Origin of the sequence: Prosthecobacter sp., assembly GCF_014879935.1 — a bacterium.
In the GTDB taxonomy this organism is placed as follows: Bacteria; Verrucomicrobiota; Verrucomicrobiia; order Verrucomicrobiales; family Verrucomicrobiaceae; genus Prosthecobacter.
Map to the genome: position 1 here is coordinate 1 of NZ_JACSRD010000111.1, position 22,715 is coordinate 22,715.

Sequence of the window (22,715 nt, forward strand, 5' to 3'; positions counted from 1 at the left end):
CAGCGTCCTGGAGTGCGCCGGCCCTCCGGCGCTTTCGAGCGTCCTCGGGCCTGCGAAAAGCTCCAGAGGCCTGGAGCACTCCAGAACGCTGACGCGCCTGCGTGAGCTCACTGGCATCGTAACGGCTGAGGCCAAATCGTCCGGTCCTCCCCACGACACACGCTGACGCTTGCCACCAGCGCCACGAGGCCGCCGCGTTAGAACGAACCAATTTGTGGGTAAAGGTCAGGCGCTTTCGTGGGCCAGACGACGTTCGAAAAGCTCCAGAGGGCTGGAGCACTCCAGGACGCTCACGCGGCTCTCGAACACGTCGTTGTTCAGCGGAAAAGCTTCGGCGCAAACTCGGCGAGGTAGTCGCGCCAGATGGGCCAGGAGTGGTCTCCGGGCGTGAGACGCCATTCATGGGTCACGCCGTGGGTTTTGAGCGTGCTGACGAGCTGCGTGTTGCGTTCGAGCAGGAAATCCTTCTCGCCGCAGGCGATCCAGAGCAGCTTCAGCTTCGCATTCGTTCCCGCGGCGTCATCGAGCGCGGGTTTGATCTCGTTTTCATCGACCGCACCGCTGAAGGAGCCGATCCAGGCGAATTTATCGAGGTTTGTCATGCCGGTGCTCAGCGACTGCCAGCCACCCATGCTCAGGCCGGCGATGGCCCGCTGCTCGCGGTCGGATGAAACGCGGTAGAGCTTCTCCACCAGTGGCAAAGCGTCCTGGAACAGCTCGTTTTTGAAGGCTTTGAGTGATTCTCCGCGCTTGTCGGCCATTTCCCGCGGCACCATGCCCAGCGGATGGCCGTCGATCATCAGGACGATCATCGGTTTCGCCTTTCCTGCGGCGATCAGATTGTCGAGAATCCAGTTGGCCTTGCCATGCGTCACCCAGGTCTCGTGGCGGTCACCGGAGCCATGCTGGAGGACGAGCAGCGGGTATTTCGTCGTCGTGTCAGCCTCGTAGCCGGGCGGTGTGTAAACCCACGCGCCGCGCTGTTTCCCCAGGGCTTTCGAGAGATAGGTGTGCTGGTGCACGGTGCCGTGCGGCACGTCTTGGAAGTCCCACACGTTCGGCGGTGAGCCGGGGATGTGCAGGATGCTGGCGCTGGGATTGCGCTGGGGTTTCTGCGCCGGGTTGGCGGGATCGATCAGCGTGAGTCCATCGACGATGAAGCTGTATTCCCAGACGCCGGCGGGGACCTGTGGCACGGAGATGCTCCAGACGTTGTCGTCGCTCTTTGTCATTTCCACCGGCTGCTTGTTCCACTGGCCGCGCAGGGACACGCTTTGTGACTTTGGCGCACGGATGCGGAAGGTGACGCTGCGGTCGTCCTGGATCTCAGGCGAGACGATGGGAGCGGCGCGTTGGGCGAGGACAGGGAGGGATGAGGCCCAAAGGAGGCAACAGATCAGGCGGCGGTTCATGGGCGAGTGAAACGCCGCCTCGCCTGACGGCTTTCACCCGGCGATTTCCTGCTTCGCCAGCGTGTGGACGAACGGACTGGTGGGTGCCAGCTTGTATTGCCGGATCGCGGTGGACCAGAAGGGTGCGAGCTCGTGATCGGCGGCGCTCCACAGGCGGTAATGCAGATTCGTGACGGAGTCGGTGTCGTGCATGAGCGCCTTCAATTCCTGCGGATTGAGCGATTGCGGCCCCTGCGTGATCACGCGATGCGCGATCTCGTCGAGGTAGCTGCGGGACACATCGATGGTGCGGCGGCGGCGCAGCAGGCTGACGTGCAGGCCGTTCACATACGGGTCGAGGCAGACCTGCATCAGGCCGAAGTGACGCTCCAGTTCCGGCGGGAGCTGGAGGCGGTCTTTGATCTCATCCAGGTTCTGCTGCATGTTCTTCAGCACGGTGGGCGGCTCGTATTCCTCCGGGGTGAGGAAGATGCTGACGCGTTTGCCGCTGCGGCTGCCGGAAACGAGTGCTGCGACGAGGATGGAGGTCAGGAGCGAGGTGAGGATCGGGCTGATCCAGACGAGGAAGGCAAACGTGCCGACTTTGAAGCCGATGGCGACGCCGGCCGCGGCCCACAGCACGCCCAGCAGCGTGACGCTGGCGAAGGTGAGGATGATCTCGCTCCAGTTCACGCCGCCGTCGATCTTGCGGCGCTGCGTGACCCAGCTCACGCTTTTGCCGATGAGCGTGTAGATGACAAATCGTGCGTGGAAGACCATCAGCACCGGCGCCATGAGCGTGAACACGATGGTGTCGAGGATGCTGCTGAAGAAGGTCAGCAGCCGCAGCCGCAGCGGCTTGAACATGCGGCCGGTGATCACCTCATCGAGCAGGATGACGGTCTTCGGCAGGAAGATCAGCATCGCCGTGACGCCGAGGAGGATTTTTTCCGCCAGGAAGGACTGCGCCAGCTCGTGTTTCACGGGTGTGGCGGCCAGATACGTCGCCAGGGCGAGGAAGAAGAACCACAGCAGCGAACTGACATAGCTGAGGATGCCGTGGATGAAGTTCACCCGGCTCATCGGATGCCAGCCTTTGGCAAACACGAGCCACAGGTGCTGGATGTTGCCCTGGCACCAGCGGCGGTCGCGTTTGAGCATGTCCACCAGCGTGGGCGGGCCTTCCTCGTAGCTGCCGCGAGTGGTGGGCAGCAGCCGCACGGCGTAGCCGGCTTTGCGCATGAGCGCGGCCTCCACGAAGTCGTGACTCAGAATGTGGCCGCCGAAGGGAGCGTTGGCCGGCAGCGGCGGCAGCGCGCAGTGCTCGATGAACGGCGCCAGACGAATGATGGCGTTGTGGCCCCAGAAATTCGCCTCCCCACACTGCCAGTAGTCGAGTCCGGCCATGAACGGCGGCCCGTAGAGCGCCTGGGCGAACTGCATGACGCGGCCCAGCAGGGTGTCGGCGGCGATCTGCTTCGGGAAGGTCTGGAGAATGCCGATGCCCGGGTTTTTCTCCATGATGCGCACCATGTTCGTGAGCAGGGCGCCGGACATGAGGCTGTCCGCGTCGAGAACGACCATGTAGCGGTAGCGCTTGCCCCAGCGGCGGCAGAAGTCGCTCACGTTGCCGCTCTTGCGGTTGATCGGCTTGCGGCGCTTGCGGTAGAAGATGCGGCCGAAGGCCTTCAACTGGCGGCAAAGCTCCAGCCAGGCGGTCTCTTCCTCGATCCACTGGCTGGTCTTGTCGGAGTCGCTCAGGATGAAAAAGTCGAAGTTCTTCGACTGCCCGGTCGCCTCGAGGGAGAGATAAATCGAGCGCAGACCTTCATAAACACGCGTCACGTCCTCATTGAAGACCGGCATGATGATGGCGGTGCTGGCCGTGACCGGCTGCTCGTAGTCGTCCGCGTTCAACGTGCGCCACAGATCCAGCGGATCAGGCTTCGGGCGGTTCATCAGCCACACGCCGAACATCGCCGTCCAGAAGCCGACGTTGAGCTGGTAGTAGAGCGGGATGAAGACCAGCAGCAGCGCCCACTCCGCCATGCGCATGCCGTGTTCGGACAGGAAGATGAAGGACAGCCAGGTGCCCACGATCGTGCCCAGGCCGACCAGGGAGAAAAACGTCGCACGTCGCGTGCGGGAGACGCGCTTCGGCGGCATGCCGGCGGTCATGGCGAGGTTCGCAGTCTGGCTGCCGATGGGTGCGCTCATGCGAAGAGAGAATAGAGATAACCCAGCACGCCGAACACGATGACAAACAGCACGGAGTAGCGCAGGATCGGATGACGGCCGAGCTTGCCAAAGGTGTCCTCCGCCACGTCGGGAATGAGGCCCAGGTCGATGTCACGCGGTGTCATCTTGCTCACGCTCATGCCCGGGCCGGAGGTGCGGAGGGCGGAGCGCATGGCCTCCGCCATGTCATCCGGCATGTTTTCCTCATCCAGGAAGAACTGCGGCCAGCGGACGGGCCCGCCAGCGAGGTGGAAGCCCAGGCGGCCCGTCGCTTCGAGCTGGGCCTCGCTCAGATTGAGGTCGCTGTAGATCGCGCCCAGCCATTCCCGCAGCATGAGCCGCGCCTGCTCGATGGCATGAGCCGTGGGCGTGCGTGAAGGGTCCTGGGCATGGGCTCCGGCGGCCTTCCGCAGCGTTTCGAGAATGAGCTGCGTGCGGCGGATGCGGTTGTGGAGCTGGTAGGAGCGGAAATAATCGGCGAGACGGGCATACGCCTCGTTCCATTCCTCCTCGGTGCCTGTTGCGGGGGCAAACTGGATGTTGACTGCTTCCATGTGGGCTCAATTCGGAGCCGCGCGGAGATTGCACCGAATTGATGCGCTGGAAAGGAGATGATTGAAGCCGCACGCATTTTGCTGCGGCGCACAGCGGCGGGACCCGGGAATCCCCGATGCCGCCACAAGCGTGATGGGGTTTCTGGATGGCCGGCAGCACGGCCGCCGTCTGGCTGAAGAGAGACGAAAGATTGGACCCTTGCGGGTCGTCGCTACGGGTCGCCTCATGAAACCCTTCCTTCTCCTGGCCTGTGCTCTCGCCGTGCCGTTTTCCAGCTTCGCGGCCCTGCCAAACATCATCCTCATGATGGGGGATGACCACGGCTGGGAGGAGACGGGCTACAACGGCCATCCGCATGTCAAAACGCCCGTGCTCGACGAGATGGCGGCGCAGGGATTGAAGTTCGAGCGCTTCTACGCCGCGCACCCGAGCTGCTCGCCCACGCGTGCGAGCTTTCTCACCGGCCGCCACCCGAACCGCATGGGCACCTTTGCGCCCGGCTGGTCGTTCCGGCCGGAGGAGGTCACCAGCGCGCATCTGCTCGCGAAGGCCGGCTACCACTGCATGCACCTGGGCAAGTGGCATGTGGGTGCGGTGAAAAAGGAGTCGCCTGTCAGTCCGCTGGCCATGGGATTCCACGAGAACCTGTCCCACGACAACTTTTTCGAGATGAATCCGTCCTTCTCGCGCAATGGCGGCCCGCCGGAGCTGTTCGAGGGCGAAAGCTCCGACATTCTCATCCGCGAAGCCATCGCCAGCATCGAACGTGCGCTCAAAACCGGCAAGCTGGTGTTCCAGATCATCTGGTTTGGCTCGCCGCATGAGCCCTACAGCGGTCTGCCGCAGGATCTGGCGCTCTACGACGATCTGCCGGCCAGGTACACGAAGAAGGTGAAGCTCACCTCGAACGAAACGGGCGGTGCCACCACGCGGCCGCAGGGCGAGGTGCTGCGGGAGCGCTACGCGGAGATCACCGCCATGGACCGCGCGATTGGCAGGCTGCGCAGCCACTTGAAGGAAACCGGCCTGCGTGACAACACGCTGCTGTTTTACTGCGGCGACAACGGCACCTCGCCCGAGAGCGCTCTCGGCCAGCCGCACCGCGGAGCGAAGGCCACCTTTTATGAAGGCGGAACGCTCGTTCCAGGCCTCATCGAGTGGCCGGCACGCATCCCGCAGCCGCGCAGCACCAGCGTCCGGGCCTCCACCAGCGATTTGCTGCCTACCGTGGCGGCGATCGCCGGCCAGCCGCTGCCAGACCGGCCGCTGGATGGCATCGACCTCGCACCGGTGCTCGATGGCACCATGACCGCGCGACCCACGACGCTGCAGTTTTGGGAGTATCGGCCGGATGGCGGCAAAAAGACGGACTCGAAGCCCTACATCGCTCCCGAATTGCAGCAGGGCACCACGCCGCTGGTGAAAAAGATGGGCGGCAAGGCCACACGCGACTTCAACAACTTCCTCCATCCCGTCATCACCGAGGAGGACCACCTCGGCTCCCGCTCGATCATCGAAGGCGACCACAAACTCGTCATCCACGACTCCAAGAAAGGCGGCCCGAAAGTCGAGCTGTTTGATTTGAAGGCCGATCCCGCCGAAAAGACCAACCTTGCCAGCCAGCAGCCCGAACTCGTGACCTCGCTGCAAACCAAGCTCCGCGCCTGGCAGGACAGCGTGCTCAAAAGCCTCACTGGCGCCGACTATCAAAAGTGATCCCGACCATGAAACACCTTCCACCAATCCTCCGTGTCACAGCTTGTCTCTTCGCTCTTTGCCCTTCGCTCTTCGCGGCCAAGCCCAACGTCGTTTTTATCCTCGCGGATGATCTGGGCTACTCCGACCTCGGCTGCTACGGCAGTGAGATCGCCACGCCGAACCTCGACTCGCTCGCGAAGAACGGCCTGCGCTTCACGCAGTTCTACAACACCGCTCGCTGCTGGCCCACGCGGGGTGCCTTGATGAGCGGTTACTACGCGCAGCAGATTCATCGCGACGCCCTGCCTGAAGTGGGCGGCGGCGGTCAGGGCGTGCGGCAAAAGTGGGCGCGGTTGCTGCCCGATTTTCTCAACCCGGCCGGTTATCGCAGCTACCACAGCGGCAAGTGGCACATCGACGGTCCGGTGCTCGAAGGCGGCTTTGACCGCTCGCTCGACATGAAGAACCAGGGGAACTTTTTCACCGCGAAGGGCAACTCGATCGACGACGTGCCGGTGACGCCACCCGCCGATGAAAAAGGATACTACGCCACCATCGCCACCGCCGACCACGCCATCGATTGCCTCAAGGATCACGCCGCGAATCATGCCGCGAAGCCCTTCTTCCACTACATCCCCTTCATCGCGCCGCATTTCCCGCTTCACGCCCTGCCGGAGGACATTGCGAAGTATCGCGACAAGTATCTCGATGGCTGGGAAAAGCTGCGCGCGGCCCGATTTGCCCGTCAAAAGGAGATGGGACTCACCAACACGAGCCTGTCGGCTCTCGAGCGTGAAGTCGGCCCACCGTATGCGTTTCCGGATGACATCGTCAAACTCGGTCCAGGCGAGGTAAACCGCCCGTTGCCATGGAGCGAGCTCACGGAGGAGCAGCGCCGCTTCCAGGCCACCAAGATGGCGATTCATGCCGCGATGATCGACCGCATGGACCAGGAAATCGGCCGCATCCTCGCGCAGCTCAAAGCGATGGGTGCTTTCGACAACACGATCATCTTCTTCGCCTCCGACAACGGTGCGAGCGCCGAGATCATGGTGCGCAACGGCGGCCATGATCCCGCCGCGTCTCCCGGCAGCGCCGCCAGCTACCTCTGCCTCGGCCCCGGCTTCTCCAGCGCCGCAAACACGCCGCACCGCCGCCACAAAACCTGGGTGCACGAAGGCGGCATCAGCACGCCGCTCGTCGTGCATTGGCCCGCCGGCATCGCCGCGAAAGGCGAGTTGCGCACCACGCCCGCGCACGTCATCGACTTCGTGCCCACCGTGCTCGATCTGGTCGGCATCGAGAAGCCGAAGCAGTGGGAAGGCGAGCCCATCCCCGAAGCGCCGGGCAAGAGCCTCGTGCCGGCCTTTGGCAAAGACGAAACCATCGCGCGTGAATCACTGTGGTGGCTTCATGAAGGCAATCGCGCCATCCGCGTCGGCGATTGGAAGCTCGTCGCCGCTGAAGGTGACGCGTGGGCTCTTTACGACCTCAAAACCGACCGTGCCGAGCAACACGACCTCGCCGCCAAAATGCCTGAGAAAGCCAAGGAGCTCGCCGATCTCTGGCAAAAGCAGACCGACGCCTTCACCGCCCTCGCCAAGCAAACCCTCGCCGACCAGCCGAAAGGCAAAGGGAAGGGCAAGAAGGCGAAGAAGTAGCTTTAATTGATAACCGAACTCCAAATTCAATATGCGCCCGCTCATTGTCCTCCTTTCGTCATTCGTCATTCTGCATTCGTCATTTGCCGCGGAGCGGCCGAACGTTCTCTTCATCGCCATCGACGATCAAAACGACTGGATCGGCCACCTCGGCGGTCATGCGATGGCGAAGACACCGAACCTCGACAAGCTCGCCGCCCGCGGCACGACGTTCACCAATGCGCACTGCAACATGCCGCTGTGCAATCCTTCCCGCACGAGCCTGCTGCTCGGCCTGCGCCCGACCACGACGGGCATCTACGGCCTCTCACCTTGGTTCCGCACGCTGCCGCAATGGAAAGACCGCGTGGCCTTGCCGCAGCACTTTGAAAATCACGGCTACCTCACCGCCGCCACCGGCAAGATCTACCACGGCGGCACCGGCGGTGCGGCAGGAGCCAGGGGCAAAGGCAAAAACGGCGCGAAGAACGCCGCACAGTCCAAACCCGAGTTCATGGTCACCGCTCCGTATGGCGGCGTGGGCACGAAACCGCCGCAGAAGCTCGTGAACCCCACCCCGATGGGTAATCACGCCCTCGTGGACTGGGGCGTGTGGCCCCTCGACAACGACGACACCAGCAAAGGCGACTACCAGGTGGCCTCGTGGACGGCCGAGCAGATCAAAAAAGCACCGAAGGACCAGCCCTTCTTCATCGCCGCCGGATTCTTCCTGCCGCATGTGCCTTGCTACGCCACACAGAAGTGGTTCGACCTCTATCCCGATGATGACAGCGTGCTGCCGAAGATCATCGAGAACGACCGAGCCGACACGCCACGCTTCTCGTGGTACATCCATTGGGAACTGCCGGAGCCGCGATTGAAGTTCCTCAAAGAAGCCAACCAGTGGCGCAACCTCGTCCGTAGCTACCTGGCCTGCACGAGCTTCGCCGATGCGCAGATCGGCCGCCTGCTCACCGCGCTCGATGAGTCCGGTCATCGCGATGACACCATCGTCGTCGTGTGGGGCGATCACGGCTGGCATCTTGGCGAAAAAGAGATCACCGGCAAAAACACGCTCTGGGATCGCGGCACGAAGGTTCCGCTCATCTTCGCCGGACCCGGCGTCACCGCAGGCCAGCGCTGCAACCAGCCCGCCGAGCTGCTCGACCTTTACCCCACGCTCGTCGAGCTCGCCGGTTTGACGAAACGCGATGATTTGGAGGGCCTCAGCCTTGCCCCGCAGCTCAAAGATGCCGCCACGAAACGCGAGCGTCCCGCCGTCACCAGTCACAACCAGGGCAACCATGCCGTGCGCAGCGAAAAGTGGCGCTACATCGTCTATGCCGACGGCAGCGAGGAGCTCTACGACATGGTCAACGACCCCAACGAATGGACCAACATCGCCGCCAAGCCCGAAAACGCCGCCATCATCGCCGAGCATCGCAAATGGCTGCCGAAGATTGATGTGCCACCCGCTCCAAACAGCGCCAGCCGCGTGCTCACCTACGACAAAAAGACCGACGAGGCCGTGTGGGAAGGCAAGACCATCAAGCGCAGCGATCCGATCCCGGAGTGAACCTCATGCGTCTTCCGCTTCTTTTCGTTTCGGTCTTCGGCTGCCTGGTTTCGTCATTCGCTGCTCCGACGCGCCCGAACATCCTCTTCATCTACACGGACGATCACTCGTACCGCACGCTGTCCTGCTACGAAGGCGCCGAGTCGTGGACGCGCACGCCGAACATGGACAGACTGGCCGCACGCGGGGTGCGCTTCACGCACGCCTACATCGGCACCTGGTGCATGCCCTCGCGCACGACGATGCTCACCGGGCGGCATCAGTACGGCGTCGCCACCATGCGGATGACGCCGCCTTATCCGGGTGCGACGTATGATCCGCAGCAGTGCCGATTCTGGCCCGCCGTTTTCCGCCAGCAGGGCTACCACACCGCGCAGATCGGCAAATGGCATGCGGGGAACGATGCCGGTTTTGGCCGCGACTGGGATCACCAGATCGTCTGGAACCGCCCACGTCATCCCGACAACGCGCCGAACTACTACCACGATCAACTCCTCTCCATCAACGGCGGCGAGCCGCACGTGGTGAAGGGCTACTCCACTGACAACTACACGCGCTGGGCCGTGGATTACATCAAGGGCGCCAACCGCGACGCTGACAAGCCATGGTATCTCTGGCTCTGCTATGGCGGCGTGCACGCGCCCTACACGCCCGCGGATCGTCATCTCGACGACTACCCTGGCGCCACGGTGGAAACCCCCGCGGACATCTACCCCCCTCGTCCGGGCAAGCCCGGTTACATGCAGAAGATCGCCGCCTGGGAAAAAGGCCCCGATGGAGAGCCTGTCCTCAGCGACAAAGCCATCGGCAGCGAAGTGGGCGATGATTTCGAACGCGATCGCGGTCGTTCGCTGTCGAAGTGGTCGCGCCAGTATCATCAGGCCGTGCGTTCGCTCGACGAAGGCATCGGTCAGGTGCTCGCCGCGCTGGAGCAGAGCGGCCAGCTCGCGAACACGCTCGTCGTTCTCACCGCCGATCAAGGTTACGCCTGGGGACAGCACGGCTTCCGGGCCAAACTCGCGCCTTACGACGCGAACATCCGCAGTCCGCTCATCATTTCGATGCCTGGCACGATCCCCGAGGGCAAAGTGTGCCGCGTGCCCGTCGGCGGCGCGGATCTGCCGCCGACGTTCTTCAGCTTCGCGGGTCTGGAGCTGCCGTGGGAGATGCACGGACACGATCTGACCCCGCTTTTGAAAAAGCCAGACGCGAACTGGCCGCACACGACGATGATGCCCTTCACCGCGGACAAATTCGGCGCCGATTGCGATGCCGTGCCGCCGCCGCCCGGCAACATCCACAAAGCGGGCGTGCCGTGGTATGTGATGATCGTCGAAGGCCATCACAAGTACATCCGCACGCTGATGGCGGGTGAACCGGAGGAGCTCTACGACCTGCAATCCGACCCCGAGGAGCTCACCAACGTCGCGTCACTTCCCGAGAACGCGGATCTGCTCCAAAAACTCCGCGCCGCCGCCATCGCCGAGCTCAAACGCACCGGCGCCAAGATGGTCACCACGCTGCCGCCGGTGAAGGAATGAACTCACCTGCCATGCGCCTCGTCATCTTTCTCGCTCTCCTCCCCTGGTTCTCCGCCCTCTCGGCCCCGCCGAACGTGATCTTCATCATGGCCGATGACCAGGGCAGCGTCGATCTCGGCTGCTACGGCACGAAGGAGCTCGTCACGCCGAACACAGACGCCCTCGCGGAGCGTGGTGTGCGTTTCACACAGTTCTATTCAGCCGCGCCGGTGTGCTCGCCGTCGCGTGCGGGCGCTATGACGGGCCGCTGGCCGGTGCGCGCGGGCGTGCCGAACAACTGCGCCTCGCAACAAGGGGCCAAGGGCGCCCTGCCGCCGGAGGAGGTGACGATGGCGGAGATGTTCAAGGCCGCAGGCTATGCGACTGCGCACATTGGCAAGTGGCACATCGGTTACACGCCGGAGACTTTGCCGCAGGCGCAGGGATTTGACCACAGCTTCGGCCACATGGGCGGCTGCATCGACAACTACTCGCACTTCTTCTACTGGAGCGGGCCGAACATCCACGATCTCTGGCGCAACGGCGTGGAGGTCTTCCACGACGGCACCTTCTTCCCCGATCTCATGGTGCAGGAGGCCTCAGAGTTCATCGAGAAGCATCCCGCACAGCCCTTCTTCATCTATTACGCCATGAACACACCGCACTACCCCTACCAGGGCGATGCGAAGTGGCTCGAGCACTTCAAGGACATGCCGTATCCGCGCAAACTCTACGCCGCGTTCGTCGCCGCGCAGGACGAGCGGCTTGGGAGGTTGTTTGCAAAGCTCGACCCACTCGGACTTCGCGAAAACACGATCATCGTCTTCCAGAGCGACAATGGGCACTCCACCGAGGAGCGCGCGCATTTCGGCGGTGGCAGCGCAGGTCCGTATCGCGGGGCGAAGTTCAGCCTCCTCGAAGGCGGCATCCGCCTTCCGGCGATCATCTCGTGGCCAAAGTCGCTGCCGCAAAACCAGGCCCGTGATCAAACCGCCCATGCCTGCGACTGGCTGCCCACGCTGGCCGAATTGACCGGCGTGAAGCCGCCGCAGAAGCATCTCGATGGCCGCAGCCTCGCCACGATCATCCGCGATGCGAAAGCGCCATCGCCTCATGAAAAGCACGCGCTGCACTGGCAGATCGGCAACGGGCCGAATGCCGACTGGGCCGTGCGCGATGGCGACTGGAAGCTGATCGGACGTTCCCGCGACACGAGCAGTTCTGATGGCAAGTCCATCCAACTCGAGAACCTGCTCTTCAACATCTCCTCCGATCCCGGCGAAAAAACCGACCTCGCCGAGCAGCATCCCGACATCCTCGCCCGTCTGCGCCAGTTGCACGACGGGCACCTCAAATGAATCATCTCATGCGCCTTGTCCTCCTCCTTTCGTCATTCGGAATTCTTCATTCGTCATTGGCCGCGGCCTCGTCCTCCGAAGCTTTAGCGAAGGATGGAAGCCCCAACATCCTCCTCATCCTGCCCGACCAGATGCGTGCGAGCGCGATGGGCTGCGATGGCAATGCGGAGGTGAAGACGCCGAACATCGACCGCATGGCCGCCGAGGGCATCCTTTTCAAGCGCACCTATGCCAACGTGCCCGTGTGCTGCCCGGCGCGCTCCATTCTCATGACGGGCACCTATCCGCATGTGAACGGCATGGTCGCGAACGACCTGCGTTTGCGCGAGGAGCGCGTCACCATCGCCGAAATGCTGCGCGATGTCGGCTACCGCACCGGGTTCATCGGCAAGTGGCATCTCGACGGCGGCCCGCGTGACCCGGGTTTCGTGCCACCGGGGCCGCGCCGGCAGGGATTCGAGTTCTGGGCGGCCTACGAGTGCCACCACAAGCACTTCGAGCCCGATTACTTTCGCGACACACCGGAGCGCATCGTCGTGAACAAGTTCGAGCCCGAGGCCTCCTGCGATTTTGCAGTCGAGTTCCTCAAATCGCAACCGAAGGACAAACCCTTCTTCCTCACCGTGCAGATGGGCCCGCCGCACGATCCGTATGGCGCGCCGGACAACTACATGAAGCTCTACGACGCGGAGAAACTCACGCCGAATGCAAGCTGGCAGGCCGGCAGTGAAGGACGACCGACACCGAAAGGCGGACTGCGCCGCGGTCCGCTGGCGAATCGCTTTGTGCCCGTCGGTGGCAAGGAGGAGATCGCCGCCTATTATGCCGCGATCACGGCGATCGACGATCAGGTGGGCCGGCTGCTCGCCACGCTGAAGGAAACGGGCGCGGATGAGAATACGATCATCCTGTTCACCTCCGACCACGGCGACATGCTGGGCGACCACGGCATGCGCCGGAAACGAAAGCCCCACGACGAGTCCGCCCGCGTGCCGGGCATCCTGCGCTGGCCCGCCCGCGTGCCGAAGGGGCAGGTCGTGGACACGCTCTTCAGCCATATCGACATGGCGCCCACATTGCTCGCGCTCGCTGGACAAACGGTGCCAAAGGACATGCAAGGCGCGGATCTTTCCCGTGTCGCGCTTGGTGAAACCACGGACGGACCCGAGGCCGTGCTGCTGCAGATTTTTGTGCCGTTCACGCCTGACGGCATCACCACGCCGTGGCGCGGCATCATCACGGCGGACCACACCTACGCGCGTTATGAGAACGAGCCATGGGTGCTGTTCGACGACAAAGCGGATCCGCATCAGATGAAAAACCTCGCCACTGATCCCGCCGCGAAGGATCTGCGCGAGAAACTCGGCGCGCAGCTCGCCGCGCTGATGAAGAAGAATGGCGACTCGTGGAGTTTCAACTCCCCCGAACTCGTCGAAGAAGGCGGCCGCCTCTACAAGCACGGCACCTTTTACACCGTGCAGGAATACCTCGACTGGGCGAAGGCGCATCCGGGAAAGTAGCCGTGTTCCTGTGGAACACGGGAACCTTGTTGCACAGCAACAAGGCAACTGTGACATCGGATGAAGAAACACGCGCGCCTCACGTTCCCAGCGCGTGATTAACCGACTCGTATTTCTTCTCTCTCTTTGCCCGCTGTTTTCCGCCCTCGCGGCGCAGCCGAACATCCTCTGGTTCGTCGTCGATGACATGTCGCCGAGCTTCGGCTGCTATGGCGAGACGTTGATCCAGACGCCTGCGGTGGACAAACTGGCGGCGGAGGGGACGAAGTTCACGCGCGCCTATGTCACCGCGCCGGTGTGCTCGACGTGTCGCTCGGCGCTGATCACGGGGATGTATCAGACCACGATCGGCGCGCATCATCATCGCAGCGGACGCGGCGAAATGAAGATCCACCTGCCGCCGGAGGTGACACCGGTGCCGGAGCTGTTTCAAAAGGCGGGCTACTACACCTGCATCGGCAGCGGATTGCCAGGCTTCGACCATCGCGGGATGCCCTTCACTGGTGGCAAGGGCAAGAAGAAGGCGGGCGGCGGCTCGCGCCTCGGCAAAACGGACTACAACTTCGAATGGGACCCGAAGATGTACGACAGCCACGACTGGGAAGGGCATGGCGACAAGCCGTTCTTCATGCAGGTGCAGCTTCACGGCGGAAAACTGCGCGAAGGTGATGAAAAGGCGCGTGCGGCCTTCAAGCAGCGTGTGATCGCCGAACTCGGCAGCGCCACCGATCCGGAGAAGGTCACGCTGCCGTCCTACTATCCGCGTGATCCGGTGATCCTCGACGACTGGGCGCTTTACCTCGATGCCGCGCGCATGACGGACCAGCATGTGGGCCGCGTGATCGCACGACTCGAAAAGGAAGGACTGCTGGAGAACACGTTCATCATTTTCATGACCGACCACGGCATCAGCCATGCGCGCGGCAAGCAGTTCCTCTACGATGAAGGCACGCACATTCCGTTCGTCGTGCGCGGTCCGGGCATCGCGAAAGGAGCGGTGCGTGATGATCTCGTCATGCAGATCGACATGGCGGCGATGTCGCTCGCCGCCGCCGGCATTTCCATTCCACCGTCCATGCAGGGACGCGACATCCTCGCGAAGGATTACCAGCCGCGCGATGCCATCTTCGCCGCGCGGGATCGTTGCGATGAAACCGTCGAGTATCTCCGCAGCGTGCGCACGGACCGCTTTCTCTACATCCGGAACTTCCTGCCGCTGCGCCCGCATCTGCAACCCAACGCCTACAAAGACGGCAAGGCCATCGTGCAGACGCTGCGTTCGCTGCATGCCGAAGGGAAACTGCCGTCCGTCTCCGAAGACCTGCTCTTCAGCCCCACGCGTCCGACGGAGGAACTCTACGACTATCATGCCGATCCCTTCCAAGTCACGAATCTCGCAGCCAATCCCGACTTCAAAGCTGAACTCGAAGCACGCCGTGCCCAGCTCGATCGATGGATCGTGGAATCGGGCGACAAAGGCCCTGAATCCGAGGCCATGTATGACAGCGACATGGTCGAGTACACAAAGAAGAAGAATCCCGAGGTGGAGAAGAACATCGCGCTCATGAAGCAGTGGGCGAAAGAGGGGAAATGACGAAACCAGAATGATGAATGACGAATGAAATCCCAAGCCATGAAACACCTCGCGCTGCTCATCCTCCTTTCGGTATTCCTAATTCGTGCTTCGTCATTTTCGGCGCAGCCGAATCTCATCCTCATCCTCGCGGATGACCTCGGTTACTCCGATCTCGGCTGCTACGGCAACACCTTCAACGAAACACCCAACATCGACCGTCTGGCGCGCGAAGGCATGCGCTTCACGCAGTTCTATGCGGGACCGGTGTGCTCGCCGACACGCTGCAATCTGCAGAGCGGGCAGGATCAGGCACGCTTCGGCATCACGCAGCACATCCCGGGACATAAGCGGCCGTTTGCGAAGCTGTCCGATCCGGTCGTGCCGCTGCAGATGCCACTGGAAGTGGAAACGTTCGCCGAATGTCTCGCGAAGGCGGGCTACGCGACCGGTTACTTCGGCAAATGGCATCTTGGCGGCGCGGGTTTCGGCCCGGCGGACCAGGGATGGCAGACCGCGCTCGAATGCAATGGCAACACCCAGCCCCCGAGAGTCACTGGAAGCGCGGAAACACGACGCACCACCGACTTCCTCGCCGACAAGGCCATCGAATTCATCAACACGCACAAGGACAAACCTTTCCTGCTGCAGGTCTCGCACGGCGCCGTGCACATCCCGCTTTCGACGACGCCAGAGCTGAAGAAGAAGTATGAAAACAAATCGCCGATGCCCGGTTATCCGAGCAATCCCGAATACGCCGGCCTCACCGAAGAGCTCGATCAAAGCGTCGGTCGGGTCGTCGAGGTCGTCGAGAAGGCCGGCATTGCCGACAGCACGCTCATTCTCTTCCTCAGCGACAACGGCGGACTCGAGCACGAGCAAAGCGGACGCGTCGTCACCTCCAACAAGCCGCTGCGCAGCGAGAAGGGCACGCTTTACGAAGGAGGCATCCGCATTCCCGCCATCGCCCGCTGGCCGGGGAAAGTGCCTGCCGGCAGCCAGTGCGACACGCCGCTCATCACCATGGACGTGCTGCCCACTTTCGTCGAACTCGGTGCCGCGGCGATGCCGAAGAACCAGCCTTGCGACGGCGTGAGCCTCGCCGCTGTGCTGCGTGATCCCGCCGCCACGCTGGCCCGCGACACGCTCTACTGGCACCTGCCGCACTACCATCACAGCTCGCCCGCCAGCGCGATGCGCAAGGACGAATGGAAGCTCATCGAGTTCTTCGAAAACGGCGCACTCGAGCTCTACGATCTGAAAAACGACCCAGGCGAGGAGAAGAACCTTGCCATGGCGGATCCAAAACGGGCGAAGGCCATGCAAACTGCGCTGCAAGCCTGGCGCAAGGAAGTGAACGCCCTCATGCCGGAACCGAACCCCAACTACGATCCTGCGAAGGCCGATCAACTCGGCAAAGGGGACAAGACGAATCGCAAGAAGCGCAACGAGGAGTGATGCCTCACTTCGGATCGAGTCCCTTTCTACCTGCTTCACCTTCCAATCTTCATCGCCATGCGAGCCCTCCTCCTGCTATCGTCATTCGTTGTTCTGACTTCAACATTTGCAGCCTCACCGCGTCCGAACATCCTCTTCGTGCTCTCAGACGACCACAGCTATCCTTTCATCGGCTGCTACGGGCGCAAGGAGATGAAGACCCCGAGTCTCGATCGCTTCGCGGCGGAGGGGATGATGTTTCGCCGCATGTTCACCGGTGCGCCGCAGTGTGTGCCGTCGCGTGCGACGATCATGACGGGTCGTTCACCGGTCGCGGCACGCATCACACGCTTCTCCTCGCCGCTGCCGCGAGATGAGATCACGTTTCCGGAGATCTTGAAGAGCGAGGGCGGCTACTTCGTCGGCGTGTGCGGTCGCAGTTATCATCTCGACGGTTCCGGCCGCGCTCCGGCGGCCACGGAGGCGGTGTTTGACGAGCGGCAGATGCGCACATTTCACGAACGCTTCGATTTCGTCGATGCCACCGGGCAGGAGAACGTGCCGGCGAAGATGAACGAGTTCTTCGACCAACGTCCCAAGGACAAGCCCTTCTTCCTCTGGGTGAACTTCAGCGATCCGCATCATCCCTGGAACAGCGGCAAAAATCCGCCCGATCCTGCGAAGCTTGAAGTGCCGGGTTTCCTGCCGGATCTGCCCGGCGTGCGCGAGGATCTCTCGCGTTACGAAGGCGAGATCGAACACTGCGACGGCGACTTCCAGCGAGTGCTGGACATCGTGAAAGAGCGTGCCGGTCTCGACAACACACTAGTCATTTTCATGGGCGACAACGGGATGGCATTCCCCGCTGGCAAAGGCTCGCTGCATGATCCTGGCTTGAACGTGCCACTGCTCGCCTGGTGGCCCGGCGTGGTGAAACCCGGCGGCGACACCAGCGCGCTCATCTCCGGCGAAGACATCGCGCCGACCTGTCTCGAAGCCGCGGGTCTCAAAGTGCCGCAGCGCATCAGCGGCGTGAGTTTTCTGCCCTTGCTCAAAGGCGAATCCTTCCCGAACGAACGGAAACACATCTTCGCCGAACGCGGACCGCATGGCAGCGCCACCTTTGACCTGAACACCGCCGCCAGCGCCGTGGATTACAGCCGCTGCGTGCGCAGCGCCCGCTACAAGCTTATCTATAACGTCACGCCGCATCAACGCTACGCGCCCGTGGACAGCGCCGGCGATCCGGGCTGGAAGGACATCGTCAAAGGCCACGAGGAAAAGACGCTCGCCACCGAATTCGAGGAACTCTGGTTCACCAGCCCGCGTCCGGTGTATGAGCTTTACGATCTGGAGTCCGACCCGAATGAACTGCACAATCTTTACGGCCAGAAGGGCCTCGAAGAGGTCACACTCGAGCTCAAGACGACGCTGCAGCGCAAGATGATCCTCGATTTCGACTACCTGCCGCTCCCCATCGCTGCGGATCCGAAGGGCAAAGGCAAATCGAAGGGCGACCCGAAACGCGCCGAGATGTTCAAGAAGCTCGACACCGACCACGACGGCAAACTCAGCGCCGTCGAGTTTGGCAAGGGCCGCAAACCCAACGAAGCCGAGGCCTGGTTCAAAGCCCGTGACCGCAACGCCGACAGCTTCCTCGACGAAGCCGAATGCACCGCGAGCAGCGTGCCGAACGCTCCGAAGTTTTGATCTCGAATTCACTCACCATGCGCTTGTTGCTCATTTTTTCGTCCTTCCTCATTCTGCATTCGTCATTTTCGGCAGTCTTGTCCTCCGAAGCTTCAGCGGAGGATGGACAGCCGAATCTTCTGCTCGTCATGGTCGATGACATGGGTTTCTCCGACCTTGGTTGTTACGGCAGCGAGATCGAAACGCCGCATCTCGACAAACTGGCCGCGAATGGCCTGCGCTTCACGCAGTTCTACAACACCGCCAAGTGCCATTCATCGCGCGTGAGCCTCCTCAGCGGCCGCTGGTGCCGCCAGGCCGGTGACGAGAGTTTGAAGCGCGCCGCGATCATTCCCGAAGTTCTCGCTCCAGCGGGCTATTTCACCGCCATGACCGGAAAATGGCATCTCAGCCAGGAACCGACACATTTCGGCTTTCAGCGCTACTTTGGCCATCTCTCCGGCGCGACGAATTATTACCTCGGAGACAAAACCTTCCGTCTAAACGGCGAAAAATGGCCCGTGCCCGAAAAAGGCTTCTACACGACCATCGCAAACGTGGACCGTGCCATCGAGTTCATCAGCGAGGCGCGTCAGGCGAAGAAGCCGTGGTTTCAATACATCGCCTTCAATGCCCCTCACGCGCCTTTGCAGCCTCTGGAGCAGGATTACCGAAAGTATCTCGGCCGCTACGATGCCGGTTGGGACAGTGTGCGTGCCGCGCGAGTCGCCAAACAAAAGCAAATCGGCCTGCTGCCCGCGAATCTCGAAGAATCACCGCGTCCCGAGCACGTGCGTGCGTGGGATCAGCTCACGCCCGAGCAAAAAGCGTGGGAAGCGAAGCGCATGGCCGCCTACGCGGGCCTCATCGACCGTATCGACCAGGAAATGGGCCGCCTCATTGCCGATCTCGATCAAAACGGCGATCTCGCCAAGACCGTCATCCTCTTCGTCTCCGACAACGGCGCGTGTCCTTACGATCGCGGCCGCCCGGAGCCGGACGCGCAGCCGTTTGATCCCAAGACCACGTGGAGCGACAGCACCGGCTGGGCCTGGGCGCGGAACTCGCCCTTCCGCTACTACAAGCAGAACCAATTCGAAGGAGGCATCTCCACGCCCGCTATCCTGCACTGGCCCGCCGGTTTGAAGCAGAAGCCCGGCGCCGTCATCGACACGCCCGCGCATCTTGTTGATGTACTGCCCACCTTTGCCGAACTCGCCGGTGCGAAGCTGCCGGAGAGCTTTCCCGGCCGCGAACTCACGCCGCTCGCCGGCACTTCGCTCGCGCCCATCATCGCCAGTGGCGATTTGAAGGCACGTCCGCCGATTCATCTGCTCTTTTCGAGTGATCGCGGCCTACGCGATGGCGATTGGAAGCTCGTCAGCTTTCAAAGCGAGCCTTGGGAGCTCTACAATCTGCGCACCGACCGCACCGAACTGCACAACGTTGCCGCGCAGCATCGCGACATCGTGCAGCGCATGGTCAACCAATGGCACGACATGGCTGAGCACGTCCTCATGGCCCCGCCCAAGGAATGCGCGCCCGTTTCCACCGAACCCGGCGATCATCGCCACCGCGAATGGACCGACCACGACCAGCCACTCACCGCCGGCAAGGTCCGCCACGGCAAATCAACCGCCACCACGCTCCCTCGCGCCCGCAAAGGCACGAAACTCACCGTCGAAGGCGATCAACTCATCCTCCAATGCACCGGCGACGATCCCGGCCTCGCCTTCAGCGATCTGAATCTCACTGCGCCCGGCCCCTACGTCCTCGAATTCAAACTCCAAAGCCACGCCACCGGCCCCGCCGAACTCTACTGGACCACCGACTCCCAAACCATCCTCCCCAAAGGCAAACATCTCGACTTCGAAGTGAAACACGACGGCCAATGGCATGAGATGAAGCTCAATATCGATGAAGCGAAGACCCTCCATGCCCTGCGCCTCGATCCATGCGGCGGTGAAGGCGGGGCCCGCATTGAAGGGCTTGTTCTAAAAGCAGAGGACGGCAAGGAACTGGCCAAGTGGCCGTGAATTTGCTCAACTAGCCACGATAAACATGGACGTCATTGAAGCCGATCAACTCTTGCAACGACCGTTGGAGTCCAAAGACTTTAACCGGCTGGCGAAGTGGCTGCGTGAGATCTCCGATTCTATTCGACTGGATTTTTTTCGCCGACATTTGCATCTGAGCCATCCTGCTTTTTGGAGGCTCGCCACTTCTTGCATCAATAGTCGAGCTGAGGCGTTCGACTTATTCAAGCGAGGCTTGGATGACATTGTTTCAGCACATTCTCAGAAGACCAAAATCTGCACCCAATTCGGTGTGGCCAAGCTTGGAGCAAAGCGTGCGATTGCTGTAATTGCTGCCAGAATCGATTCTCAACCTCACGTGGTTGATATGGCACTTTACTGGTTGCCTTGCATGATTTCGAAGGATGCGCCAACGTTTGCCTTATTGAAAGCGCTGCAAGCAGAAGCCGAGCGCACAAACATCATCAAACCCACCAGAAGGATTGAAGGTGTCGGTGGCAGCGTCACATATGCTGATCGTTACGGGGCCGAATGATTGTCACATGGAGCATGATCAATGTCTTCCTCTGCGAGAGATGACGCCCGTGATCGTTTGCATCGTTAGATGTCCCGCATTCTCATCCCTCTCCTTCTCTTAACACTGTGCCCCCTAGTGTCTGCCCAGAAGGCAAAGGGTAGATCCAAACCCAATCAGGCCAACTCTCCCGACATGCAGTCGTATCGCCGGTCCCCTTGCTGCCGACGGGTGTCACGCATCACACCTTCCGCAGCGAGTCGATGAAGCGTGACGTGGGTTACTGCCTGTATCTGCCGCCGGGCTATGAAACGGACACGGAGTGGCGCTATCCGGTGATTTATCATCTGCGCGGCGCGGGCGGAAATGGCTCTCACCCCGCCTCGAACATCCGCTCAAACGGCACGAGGTAGTCGAAGTAGTCTTCGTCGGCGATGCCGGGGGCGAGTTCGCCTTGATAGACGAGGACGGTGCGGCAGGGCGTGCCTTTAGGGAGCTTCAGCTTGCGGATTTTTTCCTGCACGTCGGTGATGCAGGAATGGTCGATGCGGCTGCGGAGCTTGATCTCGACGACGTAGAGCGACTTCTTCGTGCGCAGCAGCAGGTCGATCTGACAGGCCTCCTTGCGCAGCGTTTTGCTTTGGAAATAGGGCGCGGCATTCAGAATGGGCGTGTTGCCCAGCTCGATGAGGCGCAGGAGCGCATCCCGGTTGCTGAGAACGAGGTTTTCAAACTGCAGTCCCATGAGCGTGTCCCACTGCGGCAGTGTCTCGAGCGCACGTTGGCGGAACAGGCCTTTGGCGATGCGCTTACGCTCGGGATCGACGTAGCGGAGGTAGAAGCGTGTGTAGTTGTCGCTCAGGCGATACTTGGCGCTGCGCTGCTCCGTGCCGGTGCTGGGATCAAACGGCAGGTCGCTGGTGATGAAGCCGGCGCTTTCGAGTTCCGCGAGCGCCTCGGTGACGATGCCGCCGCGGCCCACGTCGCGGTCACGGCTGAGTTCGGTGAGTGTTTTCGAAGGACCGCTCAGGGCGCGGCAGATTTCGCGGTAACGATCGGCACGGCGGCTGAAGACGCTGCTGAACAGGTCATCAAACTCCCGAAAGAGCAGCCCGCCCGGATCGAAGCACAGGCGATGGATGTTTTGTTCCGCCGTCTGCGCGGGATCGATCTCCTCCAGGTAGCGCGGCACGCCGCCGGTGACGGCGAGGGTCTTGATCTTCTCCAGCACAGGGATGCGCGAGGCCTTGCCACGCCAGAAGGGGATGCACTCCGGCAGCGGCATGGGCGGCAGGGTGAAGACCCACGAGCACCGGCCCACGAAGCCGGCGCTGTTGAGCAAATTTGCCTCGATCCACGATGACATGGAGCCGCAGAGCACGACGACGAGGTCTTTGCGGCGGCTGAAGAGGTTGTCCCAGGCGATTTTGAGATGCCCGGCAAAGTCGGGATCGCCAATGGCCATCCAGGAGATCTCATCGAGCAGCAGCACGGTCTTGCCCTTCTGCGGCAGCACGGTGGCGAGCGTCTGAAAGGCCTGAGGCCAGCTTTCGAGCGTCATCTTCGGCAGAGAGGTCTGCGCGGCAAGTTGCTCGGCAAAGCTGGCGAGTTGCTCCGCTTTGCCAATGCCCTCGCGTGGTCCCAATCCCTCGAACTTCAGGTAATGATCGCCATAGGTCTGCCCGCAGTGCCTGACGAAGGCGCTTTTGCCGATGCGCCGGCGCCCCTGCACCACGACGAGCGAGGGCTTCGTCTGCCGCAGCAACCGGGCGAACTGGTCCGCGTGAAAACGGCGGCCGTGGAAGGGAAAGTCGTCTGGCATGGCGAGGCGGAATGTCGATTCGGTGCTGTGTTTTGGTTGGAAAAAGAGAGCACGAAATCGACATTAAGTCAATTCGGTGCTGCTAGGGAGTCATTCTCTCGGCAGCACGAAATCGACGCCAAGTTGATTCGGTGCTGCTGTATGGATG

16 protein-coding genes are annotated in these 22,715 nt (G+C 62.0%); 12 read left to right on the plus strand and 4 right to left on the minus strand.

The genetic code is table 11. The features are described 5' to 3' along the window. Window positions 1–317: 317 nt before the first annotated feature. From IAE77_RS07470 to IAE77_RS07480, 3 genes are read right to left on the minus strand one after another with little or no spacing between them, the layout of a single operon-like run. The gene (locus IAE77_RS07470; protein ID WP_294224110.1) at window positions 318–1,412 is read right to left on the minus strand and encodes an esterase; all 1,095 of its coding nucleotides are present in this window, start codon (window positions 1,410–1,412) and stop codon (window positions 318–320) included. A gap of 33 nt (window positions 1,413–1,445) precedes the next feature. Beyond that, entirely contained in the window at window positions 1,446–3,608 is a 2,163-nt protein-coding gene (gene mdoH / locus IAE77_RS07475; protein ID WP_294224113.1) for a glucans biosynthesis glucosyltransferase MdoH, read from the minus strand. After that, window positions 3,605–4,183 carry a hypothetical protein gene (locus IAE77_RS07480; protein WP_294224116.1) on the minus strand — a complete coding sequence of 193 codons (579 nt, stop codon included), beginning with the start codon at window positions 4,181–4,183 and terminating at the stop codon, window positions 3,605–3,607. The genes mdoH and IAE77_RS07480 overlap by 4 nt, the downstream gene beginning before the upstream one ends. Window positions 4,184–4,409: 226 nt before the next feature. Here IAE77_RS07480 and IAE77_RS07485 point away from each other — a divergent pair, with 226 nt between their 5' ends. From IAE77_RS07485 to IAE77_RS07540, 12 genes are all read left to right on the plus strand, one after another. Then, window positions 4,410–5,900 (plus strand): sulfatase-like hydrolase/transferase, encoded by a 1,491-nt coding sequence (locus tag IAE77_RS07485; protein ID WP_294224119.1) that lies wholly within the window; start codon window positions 4,410–4,412, stop codon window positions 5,898–5,900. Between the two features lie 8 nt (window positions 5,901–5,908). Continuing rightward, complete coding sequence (locus IAE77_RS07490) at window positions 5,909–7,543, plus strand: arylsulfatase (protein ID WP_294224131.1); 1,635 nt, start codon at window positions 5,909–5,911, stop codon at window positions 7,541–7,543. A gap of 31 nt (window positions 7,544–7,574) precedes the next feature. After that, window positions 7,575–9,098 (plus strand): sulfatase, encoded by a 1,524-nt coding sequence (locus IAE77_RS07495; protein ID WP_294224133.1) that lies wholly within the window; start codon window positions 7,575–7,577, stop codon window positions 9,096–9,098. 5 nt (window positions 9,099–9,103) lie between these two features. After that, entirely contained in the window at window positions 9,104–10,639 is a 1,536-nt protein-coding gene (locus IAE77_RS07500; protein ID WP_294224135.1) for a sulfatase-like hydrolase/transferase, read from the plus strand. Window positions 10,640–10,650: 11 nt separating this feature from the next. Beyond that, window positions 10,651–11,976: a sulfatase-like hydrolase/transferase gene (locus tag IAE77_RS07505; RefSeq protein WP_294224137.1), complete on the plus strand. Its 1,326-nt coding sequence runs from the start codon at window positions 10,651–10,653 to the stop codon at window positions 11,974–11,976. Window positions 11,977–11,984: 8 nt separating this feature from the next. Next, window positions 11,985–13,496 carry a sulfatase gene (locus IAE77_RS07510; protein ID WP_294224138.1) on the plus strand — a complete coding sequence of 504 codons (1,512 nt, stop codon included), beginning with the start codon at window positions 11,985–11,987 and terminating at the stop codon, window positions 13,494–13,496. 94 nt (window positions 13,497–13,590) lie between these two features. Then, window positions 13,591–15,090 carry a sulfatase gene (locus tag IAE77_RS07515; RefSeq protein ID WP_294224139.1) on the plus strand — a complete coding sequence of 500 codons (1,500 nt, stop codon included), beginning with the start codon at window positions 13,591–13,593 and terminating at the stop codon, window positions 15,088–15,090. 39 nt (window positions 15,091–15,129) lie between these two features. Further along, a complete protein-coding gene (locus tag IAE77_RS07520) occupies window positions 15,130–16,527 on the plus strand; it encodes a sulfatase (protein WP_294224141.1) in 1,398 nt (465 codons plus the stop codon). A gap of 57 nt (window positions 16,528–16,584) precedes the next feature. After that, window positions 16,585–18,216: a sulfatase-like hydrolase/transferase gene (locus IAE77_RS07525; protein WP_294224143.1), complete on the plus strand. Its 1,632-nt coding sequence runs from the start codon at window positions 16,585–16,587 to the stop codon at window positions 18,214–18,216. 77 nt (window positions 18,217–18,293) lie between these two features. Next, on the plus strand, window positions 18,294–20,231 hold the full coding sequence (locus IAE77_RS07530; protein WP_294224145.1) for an arylsulfatase: 1,938 nt from the start codon (window positions 18,294–18,296) through the stop codon (window positions 20,229–20,231). Between the two features lie 25 nt (window positions 20,232–20,256). Continuing rightward, window positions 20,257–20,766: a hypothetical protein gene (locus tag IAE77_RS07535; RefSeq protein WP_294224147.1), complete on the plus strand. Its 510-nt coding sequence runs from the start codon at window positions 20,257–20,259 to the stop codon at window positions 20,764–20,766. 197 nt (window positions 20,767–20,963) lie between these two features. Further along, on the plus strand, window positions 20,964–21,158 hold the full coding sequence (locus IAE77_RS07540; RefSeq protein WP_294224149.1) for a hypothetical protein: 195 nt from the start codon (window positions 20,964–20,966) through the stop codon (window positions 21,156–21,158). Here IAE77_RS07540 and IAE77_RS07545 read toward each other — a convergent pair. Next, entirely contained in the window at window positions 21,119–22,567 is a 1,449-nt protein-coding gene (locus IAE77_RS07545) for an AAA family ATPase (protein ID WP_294224151.1), read from the minus strand. The genes IAE77_RS07540 and IAE77_RS07545 overlap by 40 nt on opposite strands. Window positions 22,568–22,715: the final 148 nt, after the last annotated feature.